Origin of the sequence: Mesorhizobium sp. B2-6-1 (assembly GCF_006440475.1) — a bacterium.
Classification (GTDB): Bacteria; Pseudomonadota; Alphaproteobacteria; order Rhizobiales; family Rhizobiaceae; genus Mesorhizobium.
This window is the reverse complement of record NZ_VFUH01000016.1, coordinates 112,476-130,286: the sequence shown is the minus strand read 5'-3', so window position 1 is coordinate 130,286 and position 17,811 is coordinate 112,476. Positions and strand designations below refer to the sequence as shown.

General features: G+C 62.4%; 21 protein-coding genes. 7 read left to right on the top strand and 14 right to left on the bottom strand.

The window, feature by feature from the left end; all coding sequences use genetic code 11:
* The first annotated feature begins 352 nt into the window (after positions 1 to 352).
* The 3 genes from rpsD to FJ443_RS26675 all read left to right on the top strand — a co-directional run bounded on the left by rpsD (position 353) and on the right by FJ443_RS26675 (position 2,809).
* Positions 353 to 970, top strand: coding sequence for a 30S ribosomal protein S4 (gene rpsD / locus FJ443_RS26685; RefSeq protein ID WP_140493847.1), 618 nt, complete (start codon positions 353 to 355; stop codon positions 968 to 970).
* Positions 971 to 1,098: 128 nt separating this feature from the next.
* Entirely contained in the window at positions 1,099 to 1,992 is an 894-nt protein-coding gene (gene ttcA / locus FJ443_RS26680) for a tRNA 2-thiocytidine(32) synthetase TtcA (protein WP_140493845.1), read from the top strand.
* Positions 1,982 to 2,809: an inositol monophosphatase family protein gene (locus FJ443_RS26675; protein WP_140656062.1), complete on the top strand. Its 828-nt coding sequence runs from the start codon at positions 1,982 to 1,984 to the stop codon at positions 2,807 to 2,809. Before ttcA ends, FJ443_RS26675 begins: the two co-directional genes overlap by 11 nt.
* A gap of 46 nt (positions 2,810 to 2,855) precedes the next feature.
* Here the strand turns inward: FJ443_RS26675 and FJ443_RS26670 are convergent, their stop codons facing one another.
* The 6 genes from FJ443_RS26670 to FJ443_RS26645 form a co-directional block, all read right to left on the bottom strand.
* The gene (locus FJ443_RS26670) at positions 2,856 to 4,124 is read right to left on the bottom strand and encodes a multidrug effflux MFS transporter (protein WP_140631631.1); all 1,269 of its coding nucleotides are present in this window, start codon (positions 4,122 to 4,124) and stop codon (positions 2,856 to 2,858) included.
* Between the two features lie 141 nt (positions 4,125 to 4,265).
* The gene (gene grxD / locus FJ443_RS26665; protein ID WP_013532137.1) at positions 4,266 to 4,601 is read right to left on the bottom strand and encodes a Grx4 family monothiol glutaredoxin; all 336 of its coding nucleotides are present in this window, start codon (positions 4,599 to 4,601) and stop codon (positions 4,266 to 4,268) included.
* Between the two features lie 153 nt (positions 4,602 to 4,754).
* Complete coding sequence (locus tag FJ443_RS26660; RefSeq protein WP_140493839.1) at positions 4,755 to 4,988, bottom strand: BolA family transcriptional regulator; 234 nt, start codon at positions 4,986 to 4,988, stop codon at positions 4,755 to 4,757.
* A 122-nt stretch (positions 4,989 to 5,110) separates the two neighbouring features.
* A complete protein-coding gene (locus FJ443_RS26655) occupies positions 5,111 to 5,644 on the bottom strand; it encodes a hypothetical protein (RefSeq protein ID WP_140666361.1) in 534 nt (177 codons plus the stop codon).
* A 47-nt stretch (positions 5,645 to 5,691) separates the two neighbouring features.
* The gene (gene purL, locus FJ443_RS26650; protein ID WP_140666359.1) at positions 5,692 to 7,923 is read right to left on the bottom strand and encodes a phosphoribosylformylglycinamidine synthase subunit PurL; all 2,232 of its coding nucleotides are present in this window, start codon (positions 7,921 to 7,923) and stop codon (positions 5,692 to 5,694) included.
* Positions 7,924 to 8,144: 221 nt separating this feature from the next.
* A complete protein-coding gene (locus FJ443_RS26645; RefSeq protein ID WP_140666357.1) occupies positions 8,145 to 9,551 on the bottom strand; it encodes a PLP-dependent aminotransferase family protein in 1,407 nt (468 codons plus the stop codon).
* Positions 9,552 to 9,645: 94 nt separating this feature from the next.
* Here FJ443_RS26645 and FJ443_RS26640 point away from each other — a divergent pair, with 94 nt between their 5' ends.
* Entirely contained in the window at positions 9,646 to 9,891 is a 246-nt protein-coding gene (locus FJ443_RS26640) for a DUF1127 domain-containing protein (protein ID WP_140522056.1), read from the top strand.
* A gap of 18 nt (positions 9,892 to 9,909) precedes the next feature.
* Here the strand turns inward: FJ443_RS26640 and FJ443_RS26635 are convergent, their stop codons facing one another.
* The 6 genes from FJ443_RS26635 to purC all read right to left on the bottom strand — a co-directional run bounded on the left by FJ443_RS26635 (position 9,910) and on the right by purC (position 13,246).
* Positions 9,910 to 10,566: a Pr6Pr family membrane protein gene (locus FJ443_RS26635; protein ID WP_140666355.1), complete on the bottom strand. Its 657-nt coding sequence runs from the start codon at positions 10,564 to 10,566 to the stop codon at positions 9,910 to 9,912.
* 1 nt (position 10,567) lies between these two features.
* Positions 10,568 to 10,978, bottom strand: a complete 411-nt coding sequence (locus FJ443_RS26630; RefSeq protein ID WP_140493826.1) for a hypothetical protein — start codon at positions 10,976 to 10,978, stop codon at positions 10,568 to 10,570.
* A gap of 41 nt (positions 10,979 to 11,019) precedes the next feature.
* Complete coding sequence (purQ, locus tag FJ443_RS26625; protein WP_140493824.1) at positions 11,020 to 11,688, bottom strand: phosphoribosylformylglycinamidine synthase subunit PurQ; 669 nt, start codon at positions 11,686 to 11,688, stop codon at positions 11,020 to 11,022.
* 1 nt (position 11,689) lies between these two features.
* Positions 11,690 to 12,106 carry a hypothetical protein gene (locus FJ443_RS26620; RefSeq protein ID WP_140666353.1) on the bottom strand — a complete coding sequence of 139 codons (417 nt, stop codon included), beginning with the start codon at positions 12,104 to 12,106 and terminating at the stop codon, positions 11,690 to 11,692.
* A gap of 36 nt (positions 12,107 to 12,142) precedes the next feature.
* Positions 12,143 to 12,382 carry a phosphoribosylformylglycinamidine synthase subunit PurS gene (gene purS / locus FJ443_RS26615; RefSeq protein ID WP_140666351.1) on the bottom strand — a complete coding sequence of 80 codons (240 nt, stop codon included), beginning with the start codon at positions 12,380 to 12,382 and terminating at the stop codon, positions 12,143 to 12,145.
* A gap of 69 nt (positions 12,383 to 12,451) precedes the next feature.
* Complete coding sequence (purC, locus tag FJ443_RS26610) at positions 12,452 to 13,246, bottom strand: phosphoribosylaminoimidazolesuccinocarboxamide synthase (protein WP_127282327.1); 795 nt, start codon at positions 13,244 to 13,246, stop codon at positions 12,452 to 12,454.
* 275 nt (positions 13,247 to 13,521) lie between these two features.
* On the opposite strand from purC, the gene FJ443_RS26605 reads away from it, so the two are divergent.
* Entirely contained in the window at positions 13,522 to 13,842 is a 321-nt protein-coding gene (locus FJ443_RS26605; RefSeq protein ID WP_140493820.1) for a DUF1476 domain-containing protein, read from the top strand.
* Between the two features lie 163 nt (positions 13,843 to 14,005).
* Complete coding sequence (locus tag FJ443_RS26600; RefSeq protein ID WP_140493818.1) at positions 14,006 to 14,779, top strand: HpcH/HpaI aldolase/citrate lyase family protein; 774 nt, start codon at positions 14,006 to 14,008, stop codon at positions 14,777 to 14,779.
* A gap of 23 nt (positions 14,780 to 14,802) precedes the next feature.
* Here the strand turns inward: FJ443_RS26600 and FJ443_RS26595 are convergent, their stop codons facing one another.
* Entirely contained in the window at positions 14,803 to 15,357 is a 555-nt protein-coding gene (locus FJ443_RS26595; RefSeq protein WP_140656047.1) for an alpha/beta hydrolase, read from the bottom strand.
* Between the two features lie 244 nt (positions 15,358 to 15,601).
* On the opposite strand from FJ443_RS26595, the gene FJ443_RS26590 reads away from it, so the two are divergent.
* On the top strand, positions 15,602 to 16,414 hold the full coding sequence (locus FJ443_RS26590; RefSeq protein ID WP_140666349.1) for a VOC family protein: 813 nt from the start codon (positions 15,602 to 15,604) through the stop codon (positions 16,412 to 16,414).
* A gap of 60 nt (positions 16,415 to 16,474) precedes the next feature.
* Here FJ443_RS26590 and purB read toward each other — a convergent pair whose 3' ends face one another.
* The gene (gene purB / locus FJ443_RS26585) at positions 16,475 to 17,782 is read right to left on the bottom strand and encodes an adenylosuccinate lyase (RefSeq protein WP_140666347.1); all 1,308 of its coding nucleotides are present in this window, start codon (positions 17,780 to 17,782) and stop codon (positions 16,475 to 16,477) included.
* Positions 17,783 to 17,811: the final 29 nt, after the last annotated feature.

Here is a 17,811-nt window from a genome sequence, read left to right as displayed (position 1 = left end):
CCAGCCTCCATCCGCTGGCGATAAAACCGGACAACTCACGTGCTACCTAATCCGGACAACTCATGTGCTTACGACACGGCGCCAGTTGGAACCTTGACAGCGGTTAAATCTCTGTTTAACAGCGCTCCCAACACCGGGCCGCAACGCCCGGTGGTTTGTTTTGCATGCGCAAGACCTCGACGGAAGCCAGTCTGTTTTCCAAGGTCTTGTTTGAACTGACGTGTCCCGTGGGTTTTTCGCCGCGTTGCGTGGAAAAACCCTGTCAGGTCTCGAAAACGGAGGCCAGAGGAGGGCGCGTTTCCTTCACCCGGACCATGAGGCTCCGGGTTATGTTGTTTTGAAAGGGAATGCGATGAGCAAGCGCGAATCCGCGAAGTACAAGATCGACCGCCGTCTCGGCGAAAACATCTGGGGCCGCCCGAAGTCCCCGGTCAACAAGCGTGAATACGGCCCCGGCCAGCACGGCCAGCGCCGCAAGGGCAAGCTTTCCGATTTCGGCTTGCAGCTGCGCGCCAAGCAGAAGCTGAAGGGCCACTATGGCGACGTTTCGGAAAAGCAGTTCCGCAAGGTCTATGAGGAGGCCGACCGCCGCAAGGGCGACACCTCGGAGAACCTGATCGGCCTGCTCGAGTCGCGTCTGGACGCGGTCGTCTATCGCGCCAAGTTCGTGCCGACCATTTTCGCCGCCCGCCAGTTCGTCAACCACGGCCATGTCAACGTCAACGGCAAGCGCGTCAACATCGGCTCGTACCGCTGCAAGCCGGGCGACGTCGTCGAAGTGCGCGAAAAGTCGAAGCAGCTGGTGATCGTCCTGGAATCGGTCGGCCTCGCCGAACGCGACGTGCCGGACTACATCGAAGCCGATCACAACAAGATGACCGCGACCTTCTCGCGCATCCCGGGCCTGGCGGACGTTCCGTTCGCCGTCCAGATGGAACCGAACCTCGTCGTCGAATTCTATTCGCGTTAAGCGAAGGCTTTTTGCGAGACCGGAGGGGCCGCCCATCGAGGCGGCCTTTTCTTTGTCGGCCATGTCCGCTAATCCGGGCGGCAACGAAGCTCCGAACGTTCGTTGCTCCAGGATTTGGAACCGACGCCATGAACATGCTGCCAGACGCTCAATCGCTTGAGCAGGCCGCCGACATCGAAGGCGGTTTTCACCCGCTGTTCGCCGATGTGCCGTCTTCGGTCGAGTTCAACAAATTGCGCAAGCGGCTGCTGCGGCTGACCCGCCAGGCGATCGAGGATTTTTCGATGGTCAGGCCAGGCGAGCGCTGGCTGGTGGCCCTGTCGGGCGGCAAGGATTCCTACGGCCTGCTTGCCATGCTGCTGGACCTCAAATGGCGCGGCCTGCTGCCGGTGGAGCTGCTGGCCTGCAATCTCGACCAGGGCCAGCCGAACTTTCCCAAGCACATCCTGCCCGATTACCTCAATGCCCACGGCATTGCACACCGCATCGAATACCAGGACACCTACTCCGTCGTCACCGACAAGCTGCCGCAGGGCAGCACCTATTGCTCGCTCTGTTCACGCCTGCGGCGTGGTCATCTCTATCGCGTAGCCCGAGAGGAGGGGTGCTCGGCGCTGGTGCTCGGCCATCATCGCGAGGACATTCTCGAAACCTTCTTCATGAACCTGTTCCACGGCGGCCGTCTCGCCGCCATGCCGCCAAAGCTGCTCAACGACGAGGGCGACGTCATGGTGCTGCGGCCGCTGAGCTATTGCGCCGAAATCGATCTGGAAAAGCTCGCCGCGGCGATGCGGTTCCCGATCATCCCTTGCGATCTCTGCGGCAGCCAGGAAGGTCTCCAGCGCAACGCCATGAAGGCCATGCTCGACGATATCGAAAAGCGCATGCCCGGGCGCAAGGACACGATGCTGCGTGCGTTGTCCAACACCAGGCCGTCGCATCTGCTCGACAGGAAACTGTTCGATTTCGCCGCACTCGATGAAACGCTCTCCAGCAGGCAAGACATTTCCGATGACATTTGACGATACCGCGATCGACTGGCTGGCCAGCACCCTGGCCGAAGCAGCCGAAGCCGAAATCATGCCGCGCTTTCGCCGGTTGGGCGGCGGCGACGTCCGCCAGAAGACGTCGGCCGCCGACCTGGTGACGGAAGCCGACGTTAGTGCCGAGCGGCTGATCACCGCCAAGCTGCGTGAGCGCTACCCAACGGCCATGATTGTCGGCGAGGAAGCCTGTTCCGACAATCCGGCGCTGCTCGACGGTCTTGGCGATGCCGATCTGGCTTTCACCATCGACCCGGTGGACGGCACTTTCAATTTCGCTTCCGGCGTGCCGTTGTTCGGCGTCATGCTGGGTGTCGTGGTCCGGGGTGAGACCGTCGCAGGCATCATCCACGATCCGGTCGGCAAGGACTGGCTGATCGGCGCCAGGGGCGCCGGCAGTCATATCAGGCACGCGCATGGCAACCTGGAAAAAGTGCGTGTCGCGGCGCCCGTGCCGATCTCGGGAATGACCGGCTCCGTCTCCTGGCAGTACATGGCCGAACCAGAGCGGTCGCGGCTGGCGCGCAACCAGACGAAAATCCTGTCGCAATTCGCCTATCGCTGCGCCGCGCATGAATATCGCCTGCTGGCCAGCGGCCATGCCCATTTCGTCGTCTACAACAAGCTGATGCCGTGGGACCATCTGCCCGGTGTCCTGATCCATGCCGAGGCCGGCGGCCACGCCGCGCGTTTCGACGCCAGTGCCTACCTACCGTCGCATGTCGGCGGCGGCCTGCTTGTCGCACCCGACCGGGAAAGCTGGCGCGAGTTGCGCAGCGAACTCTGGACGCAATAGCCGGCTGCCAATTCGATTACCAGCCGAGGGCCGCAAAGGCGACAATTCAATGCAGATCGGCAATGTGCCCCGAGACGGGTTGATTCTGCGGCTGGAACATCTTGCCGCGTTCGGCGATGAAGATCATCAGCAGGGCTGCGACCGAGACGCTGCAGAAGCCGGCGGCCAATGGCGTCACCGTGCCGTTGAAAGCCTGGCCGATCAGCGTGCCGAGAATGCCGCCGAGAAACGTCTGCATGAAGCCCAGGATGGACGAGGCCGTGCCGGCCAGTTGGCCGAGCGGCTCCATGGCGAGCGCGTTGAAATTCGCGCCGAGCGCGCCGAAAGGGAGCATGGCGCAGGCAAAGAAGGTGACGAACAGCCAGAGCGGCATCTTCATTTCCAGCGAAACCACCAGCCAGGCCAGGCTGATGACCAGAAACAACAGCAGCGCGCTCTGCGACAGGCGGCGCATGCCGACGCGGCCGACAAGACGCGAATTCAGGTAGTTGGAGAAGGCGAGCACGCCGGCAACGCCGGCGAAGATGACCGGAAACAATTCGCCGACATTGAATATGTCGACATAAATCTGCTGCGCCGAGGCGATGAAGCCGAACATGGCGCCGAAGATGAACGTACTGGCGAAGGCATAGCAGATCGCGACGCGGTTGGTCAGCACGATGCGGAACCCGCCGACAATGGCATTGACGGTCAATGGCCGGCGATATTCCGGATGTAGCGTCTCGGGCAGGCGCAGCAGCGACCAGGCCGAGACGACAAGCGCGCCGACGGCCATGGTGACGAAGATCAAATGCCAGGTCGCGAACAGCATGATGAACTGGCCGATGCCGGGAGCAATCACCGGGATCGCCATGAACACCATGAAGATCAGCGACATCACCTCGGCCATGCGCCGGCCATCGAACGTGTCGCGCACGATCGAGACGGCGATGACGCGGGTCGCGGCCGCACCGATGCCTTGCACGGCCCGGCAAAGTAGAAGCGTTTCAAAGCTTGGCGATATGGCGGCCGCGGCGGCCGCCGCCACATAAATGATCAGGCCGGCGACAAGCGGCGCACGGCGCCCGAATCGGTCCGAGAGCGGTCCGAAAAACAGCTGTCCGCCGCCAAAACCCAGAATATAGGCGGTGATGACATATTGCCGGTGGTTTTCGTTCTCGACGCCAAGCGAGGCGCCGATCTGCTGCAGCGCCGGCAGCATGATGTCGATGGCCAACGAATTGAGCGCCATCAGCGCTGCGCACAGCGCGATGAACTCCCAGCGCGGAATGGGCAATTTGCTTGCCGATTGCGGTGCTGACGTCTGCTGGTCCACGGCAAGTCCGATCTCTCAAACGAAAACGCGCCGGTGGCCCGGCGCATTGGCTCGTCCTGGTCCGGGTCCCGGACGCAAAATTGCCGAGGCGGGGCTGCCCCGGTGCTCAGGGCATGTCGACGGCGACATGCCCAACCGAAATCAGGCGGCGCCTTTGACGCTCACGCCCTTCTCGACAAGGAATGTCTGCAACTCGCCCGCCTGGAACATTTCGCGCACGATGTCGCAGCCACCGACGAATTCGCCCTTGACGTAGAGCTGAGGGATCGTCGGCCAGTTGGAGTATTCCTTGATGCCCTGGCGCAGCTCGGCCGAATCCAGCACGTTCACGCCTTTGTAGTCGGCGCCGATATAGTCGAGGATCTGGACAACCTGGCCGGAAAATCCGCATTGCGGGAAACCGGGCGTGCCCTTCATGAAAAGCACGACGTCGTTGCCCTTCACCTCGTTGTCAATGTAGTCGTTGATGCCGCTCATGGAATATCCTTTCCCGCCTGTGGGAGTCAGGCTCGAAGCTTTTCCATCAGATAAACCCATAGGTTGCCCGAAACAAGACTTTAGCCGCGTGGTGGCCTGAATGGCGCAAAAGATGCGGCGTTTTGGGCCAAGCGACTTTGGCGTTGGAAGCCCCTAGTCCGGCACGCTGGTCTGCAGCGCCAGCGCGTGCAGCACGCCGCCCATATTGCCCTTCAGCGCGTCATAGACCATCTGGTGCTGCTGCACGCGGCTTTTTCCGCGAAAGCTCTCGGCCACGACTTCGGCCGCATAGTGATCGCCGTCGCCGGCAAGGTCACGGATGGTCACCCTGGCATCCGGGATGCCCTCCTTGATCAGTTTTTCGATGTCGCGGGCATCCATTGCCATGGCAAGTTCCTGTTTTCGGGCGGGCTGCGGCATGGCTGCCCGTGCGATGAGAGTCGGAGTGAACCTAAAGCCTTTCCGGCCGGGATTGAAGCCGTTCCGTCCAGCCCCAGCGCGATTGTGGCTCACGACGCGTTCTCGCTCTGACCGCCGGCGTCGTCTGCGGGCTCGTCCTCGGGCGTCGAGAAGGTCCGCCCAAGGCTGAAGGTCAGCACATAGAGGGGAAGGTTGATCGCCAGGTTGGCAATCGGCAGGTAGGCGGTCATCCGCCAGACGGGCGAGAAGAACGGCTGGCCGTAGCCATCGCAGGCCAGCGAGGAGCCATACTCCCACAGTGCCCCCAATGCGGCCGCGACGGCGAAAAGTTTTATGCAGGTGAAGATGTGCCTTGTCCGTGCCCGGTCCGGCAGAAGCCGGCTCCAAAGCACCAGGCAGACAAGCGGAACTGCATAGAAAAGGTTTTGCAGGCCAAGCATCGGAAGCGTGTCGTTGGCCGCGGCGAGGAACTCCGCGCGTGTATCCAACCGGGCGCAGACCTCGCTCGATGTCGTCGACAGCAGGAAAAAGACGAACGGGCCGAGAAACCAGAAGAAGAACAGCGATGGCCAGAAGACGACTGCAAGCAGTGCCCGGACGGCCAGTTTCCTGTGGTTGAGCATGATTTTTCCGAAAAAATCGTTTCCCACTTTTCGGGATCACGCTCTGCTCAAATGGCCTGATCCATGAAGCGCGGGAACCAGCCTTCGTGCGCGGCGGTCAATTCGCCGAGCGGGATCGCCCGTGCCTCGCCGAGTTTCAGCGTGTTGCCGCCGGTCGAGCCGATCCAGGGCGCGAAAATACCGAGTTCGCCTTGCTGTTTGCGGATCGCGTCCCAGTCCTCACTGTCTGGATCGATTGACAGCGTGAGGAGATAGCGGCCCTGGTCCTCGCCGAACCAGACCGGAATAGGATCGGTGCCGGCCAGTCCGGGGACCGTCGCGCCGATGCCTGATGCCATCGCCATCTCGGCCAGCGCGACCGCAATGCCGCCGTCGGAAACGTCGTGAGCCGCGGTGACGATGCCGGACGCGATGAGGGCGCGCACATGGTCGCCGACACGCTTTTCATGGTCGAGGTCGACCGGCGGCGGCGGGCCGTCGCTGCGGCCGTGGATGTCGCGCAAGTAGACCGATTGGCCGAGATGCGTGCCCCATGAGGCCGGCGCGCCGACCAGCAGGATCATCTGGCCTTGCGCAGCGAAGCCGGCCCGCACCATCTTCGACCAGTCGGCGATCAGCCCGACGCCGCCGATGGTCGGCGTCGGCAGGATGCCCTGGCCATTGGTTTCGTTGTAGAGCGAGACATTGCCCGAAACGATCGGGAAGCCGAGCGCGCGGCAGGCATCGCCAATGCCCTTCACCGCGCCGACCAACTGACCCATGATCTCCGGCCGTTCCGGATTGCCGAAATTGAGATTGTCGGTGGCGGCCAGCGGCAGCGCGCCGGTGGCGGTCAGGTTGCGCCAGCATTCGGCCACCGCCTGCTTGCCGCCCTCATAGGGATCGGCCTCGCAATAGCGCGGCGTCACGTCCGACGAGAAAGCCAGCGCTTTGGTCGGATGGCCTTCGACCCGCACCACGCCGGCATCGCCACCGGGAAGCTGCAGCGAATTGCCCTGGATCAGCGTGTCGTACTGTTCCCACACCCAGCGGCGCGACGACAGGTCAGGGCCGCCGAGCAGCTTCAGCAGTGCTTCGGCGACATCGGCCTGCGGAATGTCATTGGCCGCAAGCGGCGCCGGCTTCTTCGGCTCGACCCACGGACGGTCATATTCCGGTGCCTTGTCGCCGAGATCCTTGATCGGCAGGTCCGCAACCTGATCACCCTGATGCAGGACGCGAAAGCGCAGGTCGTCGGTCGTCTTGCCGACTATGGCGAAGTCGAGCCCCCATTTGTGGAAGATCGCCTCGGCCTCCTTTTCCTTTTCGGGGCGCAGCACCATCAGCATGCGCTCCTGGCTTTCCGACAGCATCATCTCGTAGGCGCTCATGCGCTCCTCGCGCACCGGAACCTTGTCGAGCTCGAGCTCGATGCCGAGATCCCCCTTGGCGCCCATCTCGACCGCCGAGCAGGTAAGGCCGGCAGCACCCATGTCCTGGATAGCGATGACCGCACCGGACGCCATCAGTTCGAGACATGCTTCAAGCAGGCACTTTTCGGTGAAGGGATCGCCGACCTGCACGGTCGGGCGCTTTTCGTCGATCTTGTCGTCGAATTCGGCCGAGGCCATGGTGGCGCCGCCGACCCCGTCGCGACCGGTCTTGGCGCCGAGATAGACGACCGGCAGGCCGACGCCCTTGGCCTCCGACAGGAAAATCGCGTCCGTCTTGGCAAGACCCGCGGCAAAAGCGTTGACCAGGATATTGCCGTTGTAGCGGGCGTCGAAATTGACCTCGCCGCCGACCGTCGGCACGCCGAAGGAATTGCCGTAGCCGCCGACGCCGGAAACCACTCCCGCCACCAGGTGCCTGGTCTTGGGATGATCGGGAGCACCGAAGCGCAAGGCGTTCATCGCCGCGATCGGCCGCGCGCCCATGGTGAAGACGTCGCGCAATATGCCGCCGACGCCTGTCGCCGCCCCTTGGTAGGGCTCGATAAAGGAGGGGTGGTTGTGGCTCTCCATCTTGAAGACGACGCAGTCGCCGTCGCCGATATCGACCACGCCGGCATTCTCGCCCGGTCCCTGGATGACCCGCGAGCCGGTCGTCGGCAGCGTGCGCAGCCATTTCTTTGAGGATTTATACGAGCAATGCTCGTTCCACATCGCCGAGAAGATGCCAAGTTCGGTGAAGCTCGGCTCACGCCCGACGAGGTCGAGGATGCGCTGGTATTCGTCTGGCTTCAGCCCGTGCGCGGCAATGAGCTCGGGCGTGATCGGCACGGAATTGGAAATGGTCATGGGCGGCGGTTTTTATCCGTGGGAGCTTGGGATTTTGAGTCTCCTCTTATCGCAAGCTTTGCGGCCGATACACCCATGGACCGACGAAAAGTGGCTGAATCCGGAGAAAGCCGCGGCGCCTTGAACGCGCGTCCCACCGGACCGGACTCAACCGATGCGCCTCGGTCTTGCCTGGAGGCATGCCGTCGTCCTGAACCGCCGGCGCTCCAAGGCGATGCGGATCAGGAAAAACTGTCGTAGCCGGCGCGGCCTTCGTCGAGGAGCCTCCGGATCGCCGCAACGCCGTCCGCGATGTCCTTGCGCTGCCTGGGCTGCGAAATGCCGAAGCGCACGGCGTGGAAGACCTGCTCGGAACGGCCCGCCTTGAACTCGTCTTCGTCGTCGATCAGCACGCCGTGCTCGAGGCAGGCGTTCTTGAACGTGCCGGAAAGCCAGGGGTCGGGCAAGGTCAGCCAGACAAAGGGTATATTGTCCCGCGACTTGAATTCGAAGCCGGCCAAAGTCTCGCGCACGATGGCGGTGCGGGCGTTGATTTCGGCGATGGCGCGTTTGCGTATGTCCGCGGCCTGGCCCGACAGCACCAGCCGGGCATTCACCTCGGCCAGCAGGAAAGGCATGCCGCCGGTCATCATCTTGTGGGCAACACGGATGCGATGGCGATAAGCAGGCGGGCAGGAAAGCCAGCCGCCGCGAACGCCAGCCGCTACCGATTTCGACAGGCCGCCTGCGACGATGGTGCGCTCGGGTGCATAGTCGGCCAGCATTGGCGTCGGATCTTCGGTCAGGCCGCCGTAAAGATCGTCCTCGATAATGACGACATTGTATTCACGCGCGATCCGCGCGATTGACTCACGTCGCGCTGCCGGCAGGATCGCCAGCGTCGGATTCTGCACCGTAGGCATCAGAAAGATCATCTTCGGGTGCTTTTGCGCGCAGACGCGCTCGAAATCGTCGGCGTTGAGACCCTGATGGTCCGATGCCACCAGCGCCGTGCGACGACCGATCAGGCCGGCGCTGCGCGAAATCTGCGAATAGGTCAGGTGCTCGAAGGCGACGTAATCGCCGGGCGTGGTCAGTGCGGCGATCGCCGCCATGACAGCGGCATGGGTACCGAGCGTCGGCACGATCGTATCGGCGCTCGGTCGAAACGAGTTGCGCGACAGCCAACTGGCGCCGGCCTCGAACCAGCGCTCGGGAAAATCCCGCGTGTAGCTCGAAATCTCATGCGCATGATCCGAAGCCGTGCGCGACAGCACTTCGGTGACGATGGCGCCCTGGCCGACATCGGGCGCCGCGGTGCTGTCGAAGCGCAGCTTGCCGCGCGGCGCATCGATGTCGCGCGTGCCTTGCGCGTCCGGCGCTATGAAGTCGGGCTTCGCGTTCTGCCGGCCGAGGACATAGGTGCCGCGCCCGACCTCGCCGCTGACCAGCCCGCGCTCGCGCAACAATTGATAGGCCCTGCCGACCGTGCCGACGGTTGCGCCGATGTCATAGGCGAGATCCCGCTGCGGTGGCAGCTTTGCCCCGGCGTCGATCACGCCGCGGTCGATATCTGACTCAATGCTGTCAGCAAGGCGCTGATAAAGCGGGCCGGAGCTGGCGGTGAGGTCGGGAAGCCAATTTGTCATGGTGACAATTTTGTATATTGCGTCGAACGATGAGTCAATTCACATGCATTGTGTGGAATAAAAGAGTGCAATTTGCAACTTTGGTAGAGCGAAGATGGATACAATCGAGACAATCAGCCAGACAGCCGCAGGATTGTTCGCCGCGCGACCTGTGGGCCGCGGCGGCTTTGTCAGCCGCATCGTGCGTATGGTCAAATCGCTGGGGCGCTGGATCGACGGCCTGCTGGAGCGCAGGCGCAGCCGGCTCGCCTTGCTGGACATGACCGACGATCAGTTGAAGGACATCGGCATTTCCCGCTGCGACGCCCATCGCGAAGGGATCAGGCCATTCTGGGAATGAACAGGCGCGATGCTGTGTTCAATCCTGCTTGCGTGGCTGCACAACTGGCGCCCTGATCCGCGACAGGCCGCGGTCCGCAAGCACGGCGCCAACGCATAGCGCCAGGAAAAGGGCGGTGATGGCCAGCGAGGCGATGGCGACGCTGGCGATGCCGTTCCTGGCGGCATCGAGGAACGGGTAGGGCACTTCGCCTGTTATGGACGCCCGCGCCAGCGCATAGGCCAGATAAGCGAGCGGATAGAGCATCCACCAGGAAACGTCTCGCCATCGCGTCTTGCCGTCGGCACCGGCGGCCAGCCACCACAGCACGAACAGTGCAGGCGTCACATAGTGCAGCAGCACGTCGCACAGCAGGAACAGGCCCTGCGGCTGCCAGAGGCGTGCCAGCACGGTGGCGTAGACCATGAAGACCACGGTGATGGCGACGGCGACGCCTGCCCGCATCCGCGCTCCGGCAAAGGCCGGAAACCAGGCATGGCCGGCGGGCGACAGCAGCGACGCATGGACGAGCACCGCACCGATGTTGGTCAGGATGGTAAAGAAGCTGAAGTAGAAGACGACCGAACCGATCAGGCCGCGGCCGGCTTCCATCGAGGCCGGAACGGTGATCGAGAACTGCAGGAAAAGACCGGCCAGCCCTGCGACCAGACCCGCGACCTGCAGCAGCCGGCCCATCTTACGCGGCGGCGGCGCAGGCCGGATTGCCGGCCTGCCAGCGGGCGATGTCGGAGCCGATGCGCGCGCCGAGCGGCTCGGCCATCAGCGGACCGAACACGTCTACACGGCTCGAATTGCCTTGCGCCTGCACCACCAGCAGCGGCTTGCCGCCATAATGCTTGGCCGGCACCAGCAGGAAGCGCGGCGTGCCGCTGAACGAATTCAGCTCATTGGCCATCTGGTAGGATTTGAAGGCCGGGTCCTTGCTGGCGATCCAGCATTTGTGGGCGGAGATCGCCACCTGTTCCATGGCCAGCAGCGCCGCGCTCTTGCCGGAAGGCGGCGGAGCGCTCTTCGGACCCGACTGGCAGGATGCCAGCGCAACGCCGGCGGCAGCCAGGAGAGCAAAGCGAGCAATCGTCAGTCTCATCGTCAGGCCGCCCCCAGGTTCTGAAAGAATTTCGGAAGATATCAGGCGGCGATGCCGAGCGCGCCTTCGAACAACGCCCGGCCGTCATTGCCGCCATGTGCCGCTTCGATCAGGTTCTCGGGATGAGGCATCAGGCCCAGCACATTGCCCTGGCTGCTGATGATGCCGGCGATGTCGTTGATCGAGCCGTTGGGGTTGGTGCCGTCCGCATAGCGGAACACCACCTGGCCTTCGCCTTCCAGGCGTGCAAGCGTCTCGGCATCGGCGAAGTAGTTGCCGTCGTGATGCGCCACCGGCGAGCGGATGATCTGGCCCGGCTGGTAGCGGCGGGTGAACATGGTGTTGGCATTGGCGATCTCGAGCTTCACCTGCCGACAGACGAATTTGAGCGAGGAGTTGCGCATGAGCGCTCCCGGCAGCAGGCCGGCCTCGACCAGGATCTGGAACCCGTTGCAGACGCCGATGACCATGACGCCCTTGGCCGCCTTCTCGGCAACCGCCCGCATCACCGGCATGCGCGCCGCGATCGCGCCGCAGCGCAGGTAGTCGCCGAAGGAGAAGCCGCCGGGAATGGCGATCAGGTCGACATCCGGGATTTCGGTGTCGGTTTGCCAGACCGTGGCTGGTGCCTTGCCGGAAATCTTGGTCAGCGCCGCGATCATATCGCGGTCGCGGTTAAGGCCAGGCAGGAGGACGACGGCTGATTTCATCTCAGTGATTCCCAAACTCATCCAAGTCAAAGCCGTATTCGATTGCGGAGTAAATTTCGAGCAGGTACTGCTCGGCGATGTCTTCGACGACCACATATTTCACGCTAAGTGTCTTCAGACGTTCAATTTCCGTTCGAAAAATCTCAACGAAGGCTGGATCTTTTTGAAGGTCTTTTCGGCCTGACCCTTTGCGATATGTGGGCTTTAGTCCTAGTTTTTGGCGGGCTCGTTTGAACGCATAGGCTGCGGAGCCGTGATCCTGTCGGAGATGGTTCTTCAATCGCTGAGACAGGTTGTTCGTACGCCCAATTCTTTCGGGAGTACCATCCTCCAAGAATAAATACACGCCCGGTTTTTTCGGAAATTTATCCAGAAAGCCGTAAGCACTTCCGTTGTGTAATTGGTGGAATAGCTTCACAACGCTGATTAAGTGCTCTCCAAAGATTGGGTTCAGTCAACCAATCTCCACTGCGTAGTTCTCAATCACCGTATTCGCCAGCAGCTTGTCGCACATGGCTTTCAGGTCGGCCTCGGCCTTGGCCTTGTCGGTCCCGGCGAGCTCGACGTCGAACACCTTGCCTTGCCGCACCGAGCCGATACCGTCAAAACCTAGCCCCGACAGCGCATGCTCGATCGCCTTGCCTTGCGGGTCCAGCACGCCGTTCTTGAGGGTTACGGTGATACGGGCTTTCATCGATGCTCCTGAATGATCGGTATCGGTCTGCGCCGGACCTGCCGTTTCCGGCAAGCCCGTTGCTGGCAATTAGTGCTTCATGCCCTTCGGCGGCTCGCTCGACGCGACGAGCACCGGTCCGGTTGGACGCGGCGGCTCGTTCTCGTTCATGATACCGAGACGGCGGGCGACTTCCTGGTAGGCCTCCACGAGGCCGCCCATGTCGCGGCGGAAACGGTCCTTGTCGAGCTTGTCCTGCGTCGCCACGTCCCACAGCCGGCAGGAATCGGGCGAGATCTCGTCGGCGACGACGATGCGCATCATGTCGCCCTCGAACAGGCGTCCGCATTCGATCTTGAAATCGACGAGCTGGATGCCGACGCCCATGAACAGGCCGGACAGGAAGTCGTTGACGCGAATGGCCAGCGCCATGACGTCGTCGATTTCCTGCGGGCTCGCCCAGCCGAAGGCCGTGATGTGCTCTTCAGAGACCATCGGGTCGTCGAGCGCATCGGCCTTGTAATAGAATTCGATGATCGAGCGGGGCAGGACCGTGCCTTCCTCGATGCCAAGGCGCTTGGACAGCGAACCGGCGGCGACATTGCGCACTACCACTTCGAGCGGGATGATCTCGACCTCCTTGATCAGCTGCTCGCGCATGTTGAGCCGGCGGATGAAGTGGGTCGGAATGCCCATCCGGTTGAGATGATTGAAGATGTGCTCGGAAATGCGATTGTTAAGCACGCCCTTGCCATCGACGACTTCGTGTTTTTTCTTGTTGAACGCGGTTGCGTCATCCTTGAAGAACTGGATCAGCGTCCCGGGCTCAGGGCCTTCATAAAGTATCTTGGCCTTGCCTTCATAAATGCGGCGGCGATTTTTCATTTGATTTTTCTCTGGATTTGCGGGCAGGCGGCAAGCGACCAGTTCCTGTCCGTCTGCCTAAATTAGTGTGGCGACGGTGGCGTTCAATGCCGGTGTCTATCGTAATCGCCTTGTTTGCTCAATCGGCAAATCCTTTCAATCAACTGCTTTCGGGACCGAAATGCCGCAGCGCAGCAAGCCACGAAGCGTATTGACCGGCCGCCAGCCTTTTGGTTTGTGCTTCGCCATCACATATTCATCAATGCCAGCGAATCGATTTCCATCGGAGGGACGCCATGAGCAACATGAAGGATCGCGAAGAGGGTTTTGAGCGCAAATTCGTGTTCGACGAGGAGCTTCGGTTCAAGGCGTCGGCGCGCCGCAACAAGGCTCTCGGCCTGTGGGCCGCGGAAAAGCTCGGGAAATCTGGCGCCGAGGCCGATGCCTATGCCAAGGAAGTGGTTGTTTCCGATATCGAGGAAGCCGGCGATCACGACGTCTTCCGCAAGATCCGCAAGGATTTCGACGCTGCCGGCGTCAGCCAGTCGGACCATCAGATCCGCCGCACCATGGACGAATTGATGGCGCAGGCCATCGAGCAGATCAAGAACACCTGATCCGGCCGAAGCAGGTTCCGCAAAAATGTTCCACAATTTTGCGACGGAACCTGCGGCAAAAGAATGACTGGACCAATCGACCGCCCGGCCCAGCCGGGCGGTTTTTCTTTGCGTTTCCCGTCGTTTCCGGCTGAAACTGCGATCCTTAGCGAGGAAAGAGCCGATGTCCCTGAAATCCCGCCTTGCGGCCGATGAAACGCTGGTCACCGCATGGTCAGGCGTGCCGGACGCGCTGACCGTCGAAATCCTTGCCAGGCAGGGCTTCGATGCGGTCACGCTCGACATGCAGCATGGCGGCCATCATGAAGACAGCGTGTTGCGCGGCCTGGCGCCCGTGCTTGCCACCGGCAAGCCGGCATTGGTGCGTATTCCCGTCGGCCGTTTCGACATGGCCAGCCGGGCGCTCGATTTCGGCGCCGAGGCGGTGATCGCGCCGATGGTCAACTCGGTGGCGGATGCAAAACTGTTCGCTGCGGCGATGAAATACCCGCCGGTGGGCGAGCGCTCCTGGGGCCCCACCTATGCCTTCCCACGCCATGGCAAGGGTGATCATGCCGAATGGCTGCGCGACAGCAACCAGCGCACCATGGCCTTCGCCATGGTCGAGACGCGGGCGGCGCTCGATGCGCTGGACGGCATCCTCGATACACCCGGTATCGACGGCATTTTCCTGGGGCCATCGGACTTCTCGATTGCCTGGTCGAACGGCACGACCGTCAATTCGACGCTCGAAAGCATGATGGAAACGGTGGGTTCGATCGCCGAGCGTACCCGCAAGGCCGGCAAACATGCGGCGATCTACGTCATCGAACCGGCCATCGCCGGCCGCGTCGTGGCGATGGGCTACCGCCTGCTGGCCACAGGGTCCGAGCACGCGCTGATTTCACTAGGGGCGAAGACGCTGTTGAAAGGCATCAAGGATTCGATCGGCGGCTGAGAGCCGCGATCCGGTCGGGGTCGTCAGGCCTTCAGTTCGGTGAGAAATTTGGCGAAGGTCATCGAACCTTCGGGCCATGGGCCGAAGCCTGAATCGGTGTTGAGGTGACCGGCTTCACCGGCATCGATGAAGAGAGACCCCCAGGCGCCGGCAATGTCCTCGGCGACGTGGAAGGCGCAGAACGGATCGTTGCGGCTGGCAATCACCATGGACGGGAAGGGCAACGGCTCGCGCGAGTAGGGGCCGAACGTCATCAGGTGCCTTGGCCGTACCTCCGGATTGGCGACATCGGGCGGCGCCACGAAGAATGCGCCGGCGACCGGCTTGCGAAACTGCGGGATGGCTTGCACCGCCGCGGCAACACCAAGGGAATGCGCGACGAGGACGACGGGCTTCTCGGCTTCGTTGACCGCTTTAGCCACGCTCGCCGTCCAATCCTCGCGCACGGGCTTCGACCATTCCGCCTGCTCCACGCGCCGCGCGGTCGACAGCTTTGACTGCCAGCGGGTCTGCCAGTGCTCGGGTCCGGAGTTAGTGTAGCCCGGGATGATGAGAATATCTGCGTCTTTGACTTTCATGGCGCTGAGATAGCGAGCGTGATTGCCTCATGCAACCGTCGATGGACGCGCTCCTGCTTGCAATGGTGAACACCATGTTCGCTTTTCGCTGCCTTGTGTGAACGATCACGATCGCCGATTTGTCGTCAGGAAAGAAACAGCCGTGAAGGACCGCATTTGGTGCTGACACGATGTACAATGATCGCCGGCGCCGGGCTCCTGACCTCGGGGTTTATGCCAAAGCGTCGCCGCAACGGAGACAATCATGAGCGAACTGCCCTTTGCCGCCACCACGCCGGTGAGCGTTGCCCGGGTCGGGCTGAAGGCGCGCGACGCCGAAAGCCTAGCGGCCTATTATCGCGCTGTTGTCGGCTTGCAGGAATTGAGCCGCGCCGATGGCGCGATCACCCTGGGCGCCGCCAACCGTCCGCTGTTGGTGCTGGAGCCGGACGCCTTGGCCAAACCTGACGATCCGCGCAGCGCCGGCCTGTTCCACACGGCTTTCCTGCTGCCCAGCCGTGCCGATCTCGGCCGCTGGATCAACCACGCCATATCAGACAAGATCGCCATAGAGGGCGCTTCGGACCATCTGGTCAGCGAAGCGCTGTACCTCACCGATCCCGAGGGCAATGGGATCGAGATCTATGCCGATCGCCGTCCGCAGGACTGGACGTGGAACGGCGACAAGATCGCGATGGCGACCGAACGGCTGAACATTCCTTCGGTCGTCGCCGAAGTGCCGGCGGGCGATGCGGGCTGGCAGGGAGCGCCCGAAAACAGCATTGTCGGCCACGTCCACCTGCGCGTCGGCCGTCCGGAAGAGGCGGAAGCCTGGTGGAACCAGGAATTCGGCTTCGACACGGTGGCGAAGTATGGCGGCCAGGCTGTGTTCCTGTCGTCAGGCCACTACCATCATCATATAGGCGCCAATGCGTGGCAGAGCGCCGGCGCCGGCCGCCGCGACCCGGCCCGGTCAGGCCTTGCCTGGGTCGAGATGCGGTCCGACAACGTGGCCAGTGAAACGACTCGCGAAGATCCGTGGGGCACGGTGATCAGAACCGTTCCCGGCAAAGCGTGATCGGCAGTTACGTCCTGCGGTACCTTCTCCTCGTATAGCGACGGGGAGAAGGAAAGCCCCTCACGCCTCTCCGAACACCCGCCGGAAGATCGTGTCGACATGCTTGGTGTGATAGCCCAGGTCGAATTTCTCGCGGATCTCGGCTTCCGGCAAGGCGGCGGTGACGTCCTTGTCGGCCAGTAGTTCTTCAAGAAAATCAGCGCCTTGCTCCCACACCTTCATGGCATTGCGCTGCACCAGCCGGTAGGCATCCTCACGGGAGACGCCGGCTTGCGTCAATGCCAGCAGCACGCGCTGTGAATGCACCAGGCCGCGGAACTTGTTCATGTTCTTCAGCATGTTGTCGGGATAGACGAGCAGTTTGTCGATGACGCTGGTCAGCCGCGCCAGCGCGAAATCCAGCGTCACCGTCGCATCCGGGCCGATCATGCGCTCGACGGAGGAATGCGAAATGTCGCGCTCGTGCCAGAGCGCCACATTCTCCATCGCCGGCAGCGCGAAGGAGCGCACCATGCGGGCAAGGCCGGTTAGGTTCTCGGTTAGCACCGGGTTACGCTTGTGCGGCATCGCCGACGAACCTTTCTGGCCAGGCGAAAAATGCTCTTCGGCTTCCAGCACCTCGGTGCGCTGCAGATGCCGGATCTCGATCGCCAGCCGCTCCACCGACGATGCGATGACGCCGAGCGTGGCGAAGAACATGGCATGGCGGTCGCGCGGGATCACCTGCGTCGATACCGGCTCCGGCTTCAACCCGAGCTTTGCCGCGACATGCTCTTCCACATAAGGCTCGATATTGGCGAAGGTGCCGACCGCTCCCGAAATGGCGCAGGTGGCTATGTCCTCGCGAGCGTGCACGAGCCGCTCGCGGCAGCGCGAAAATTCGGCATAGGCTTGCGCCAGCTTGACGCCGAAAGTGGTCGGCTCGGCGTGGATGCCGTGGCTGCGGCCAATGGTGACGGTATCCTTGTGCTCGAAGGCGCGGCGCTTCAGCGCCGCAAGCAGCGCGTCGATGTCGGCCAGCAGCATGTCGCTGGCACGCGTGAGCTGCACCGCGAAACACGTGTCGAGAACGTCCGAGGATGTCATGCCCTGATGGATGAAGCGGGCGTCGGGTCCGACGAATTCGGCGAGATGGGTGAGAAAAGCGATGACGTCGTGCTTGGTGACGCGCTCGATCTCGTCGATCGCATCGACGTCGAACTTCGCGGCATTGCCTTTTTCCCAGATGGTCTTCGCCGCCTGTTTCGGGATGACGCCGAGTTCGGCCAGCGCGTCGCAGGCATGAGCCTCGATCTCGAACCAGATGCGGAACCGGGTTTCGGGCGACCATATGGCCACCATTTCCGGCCGGGAGTAGCGAGGGATCATCGGTCAGTCCTGACGTGTCGAGAAATTTG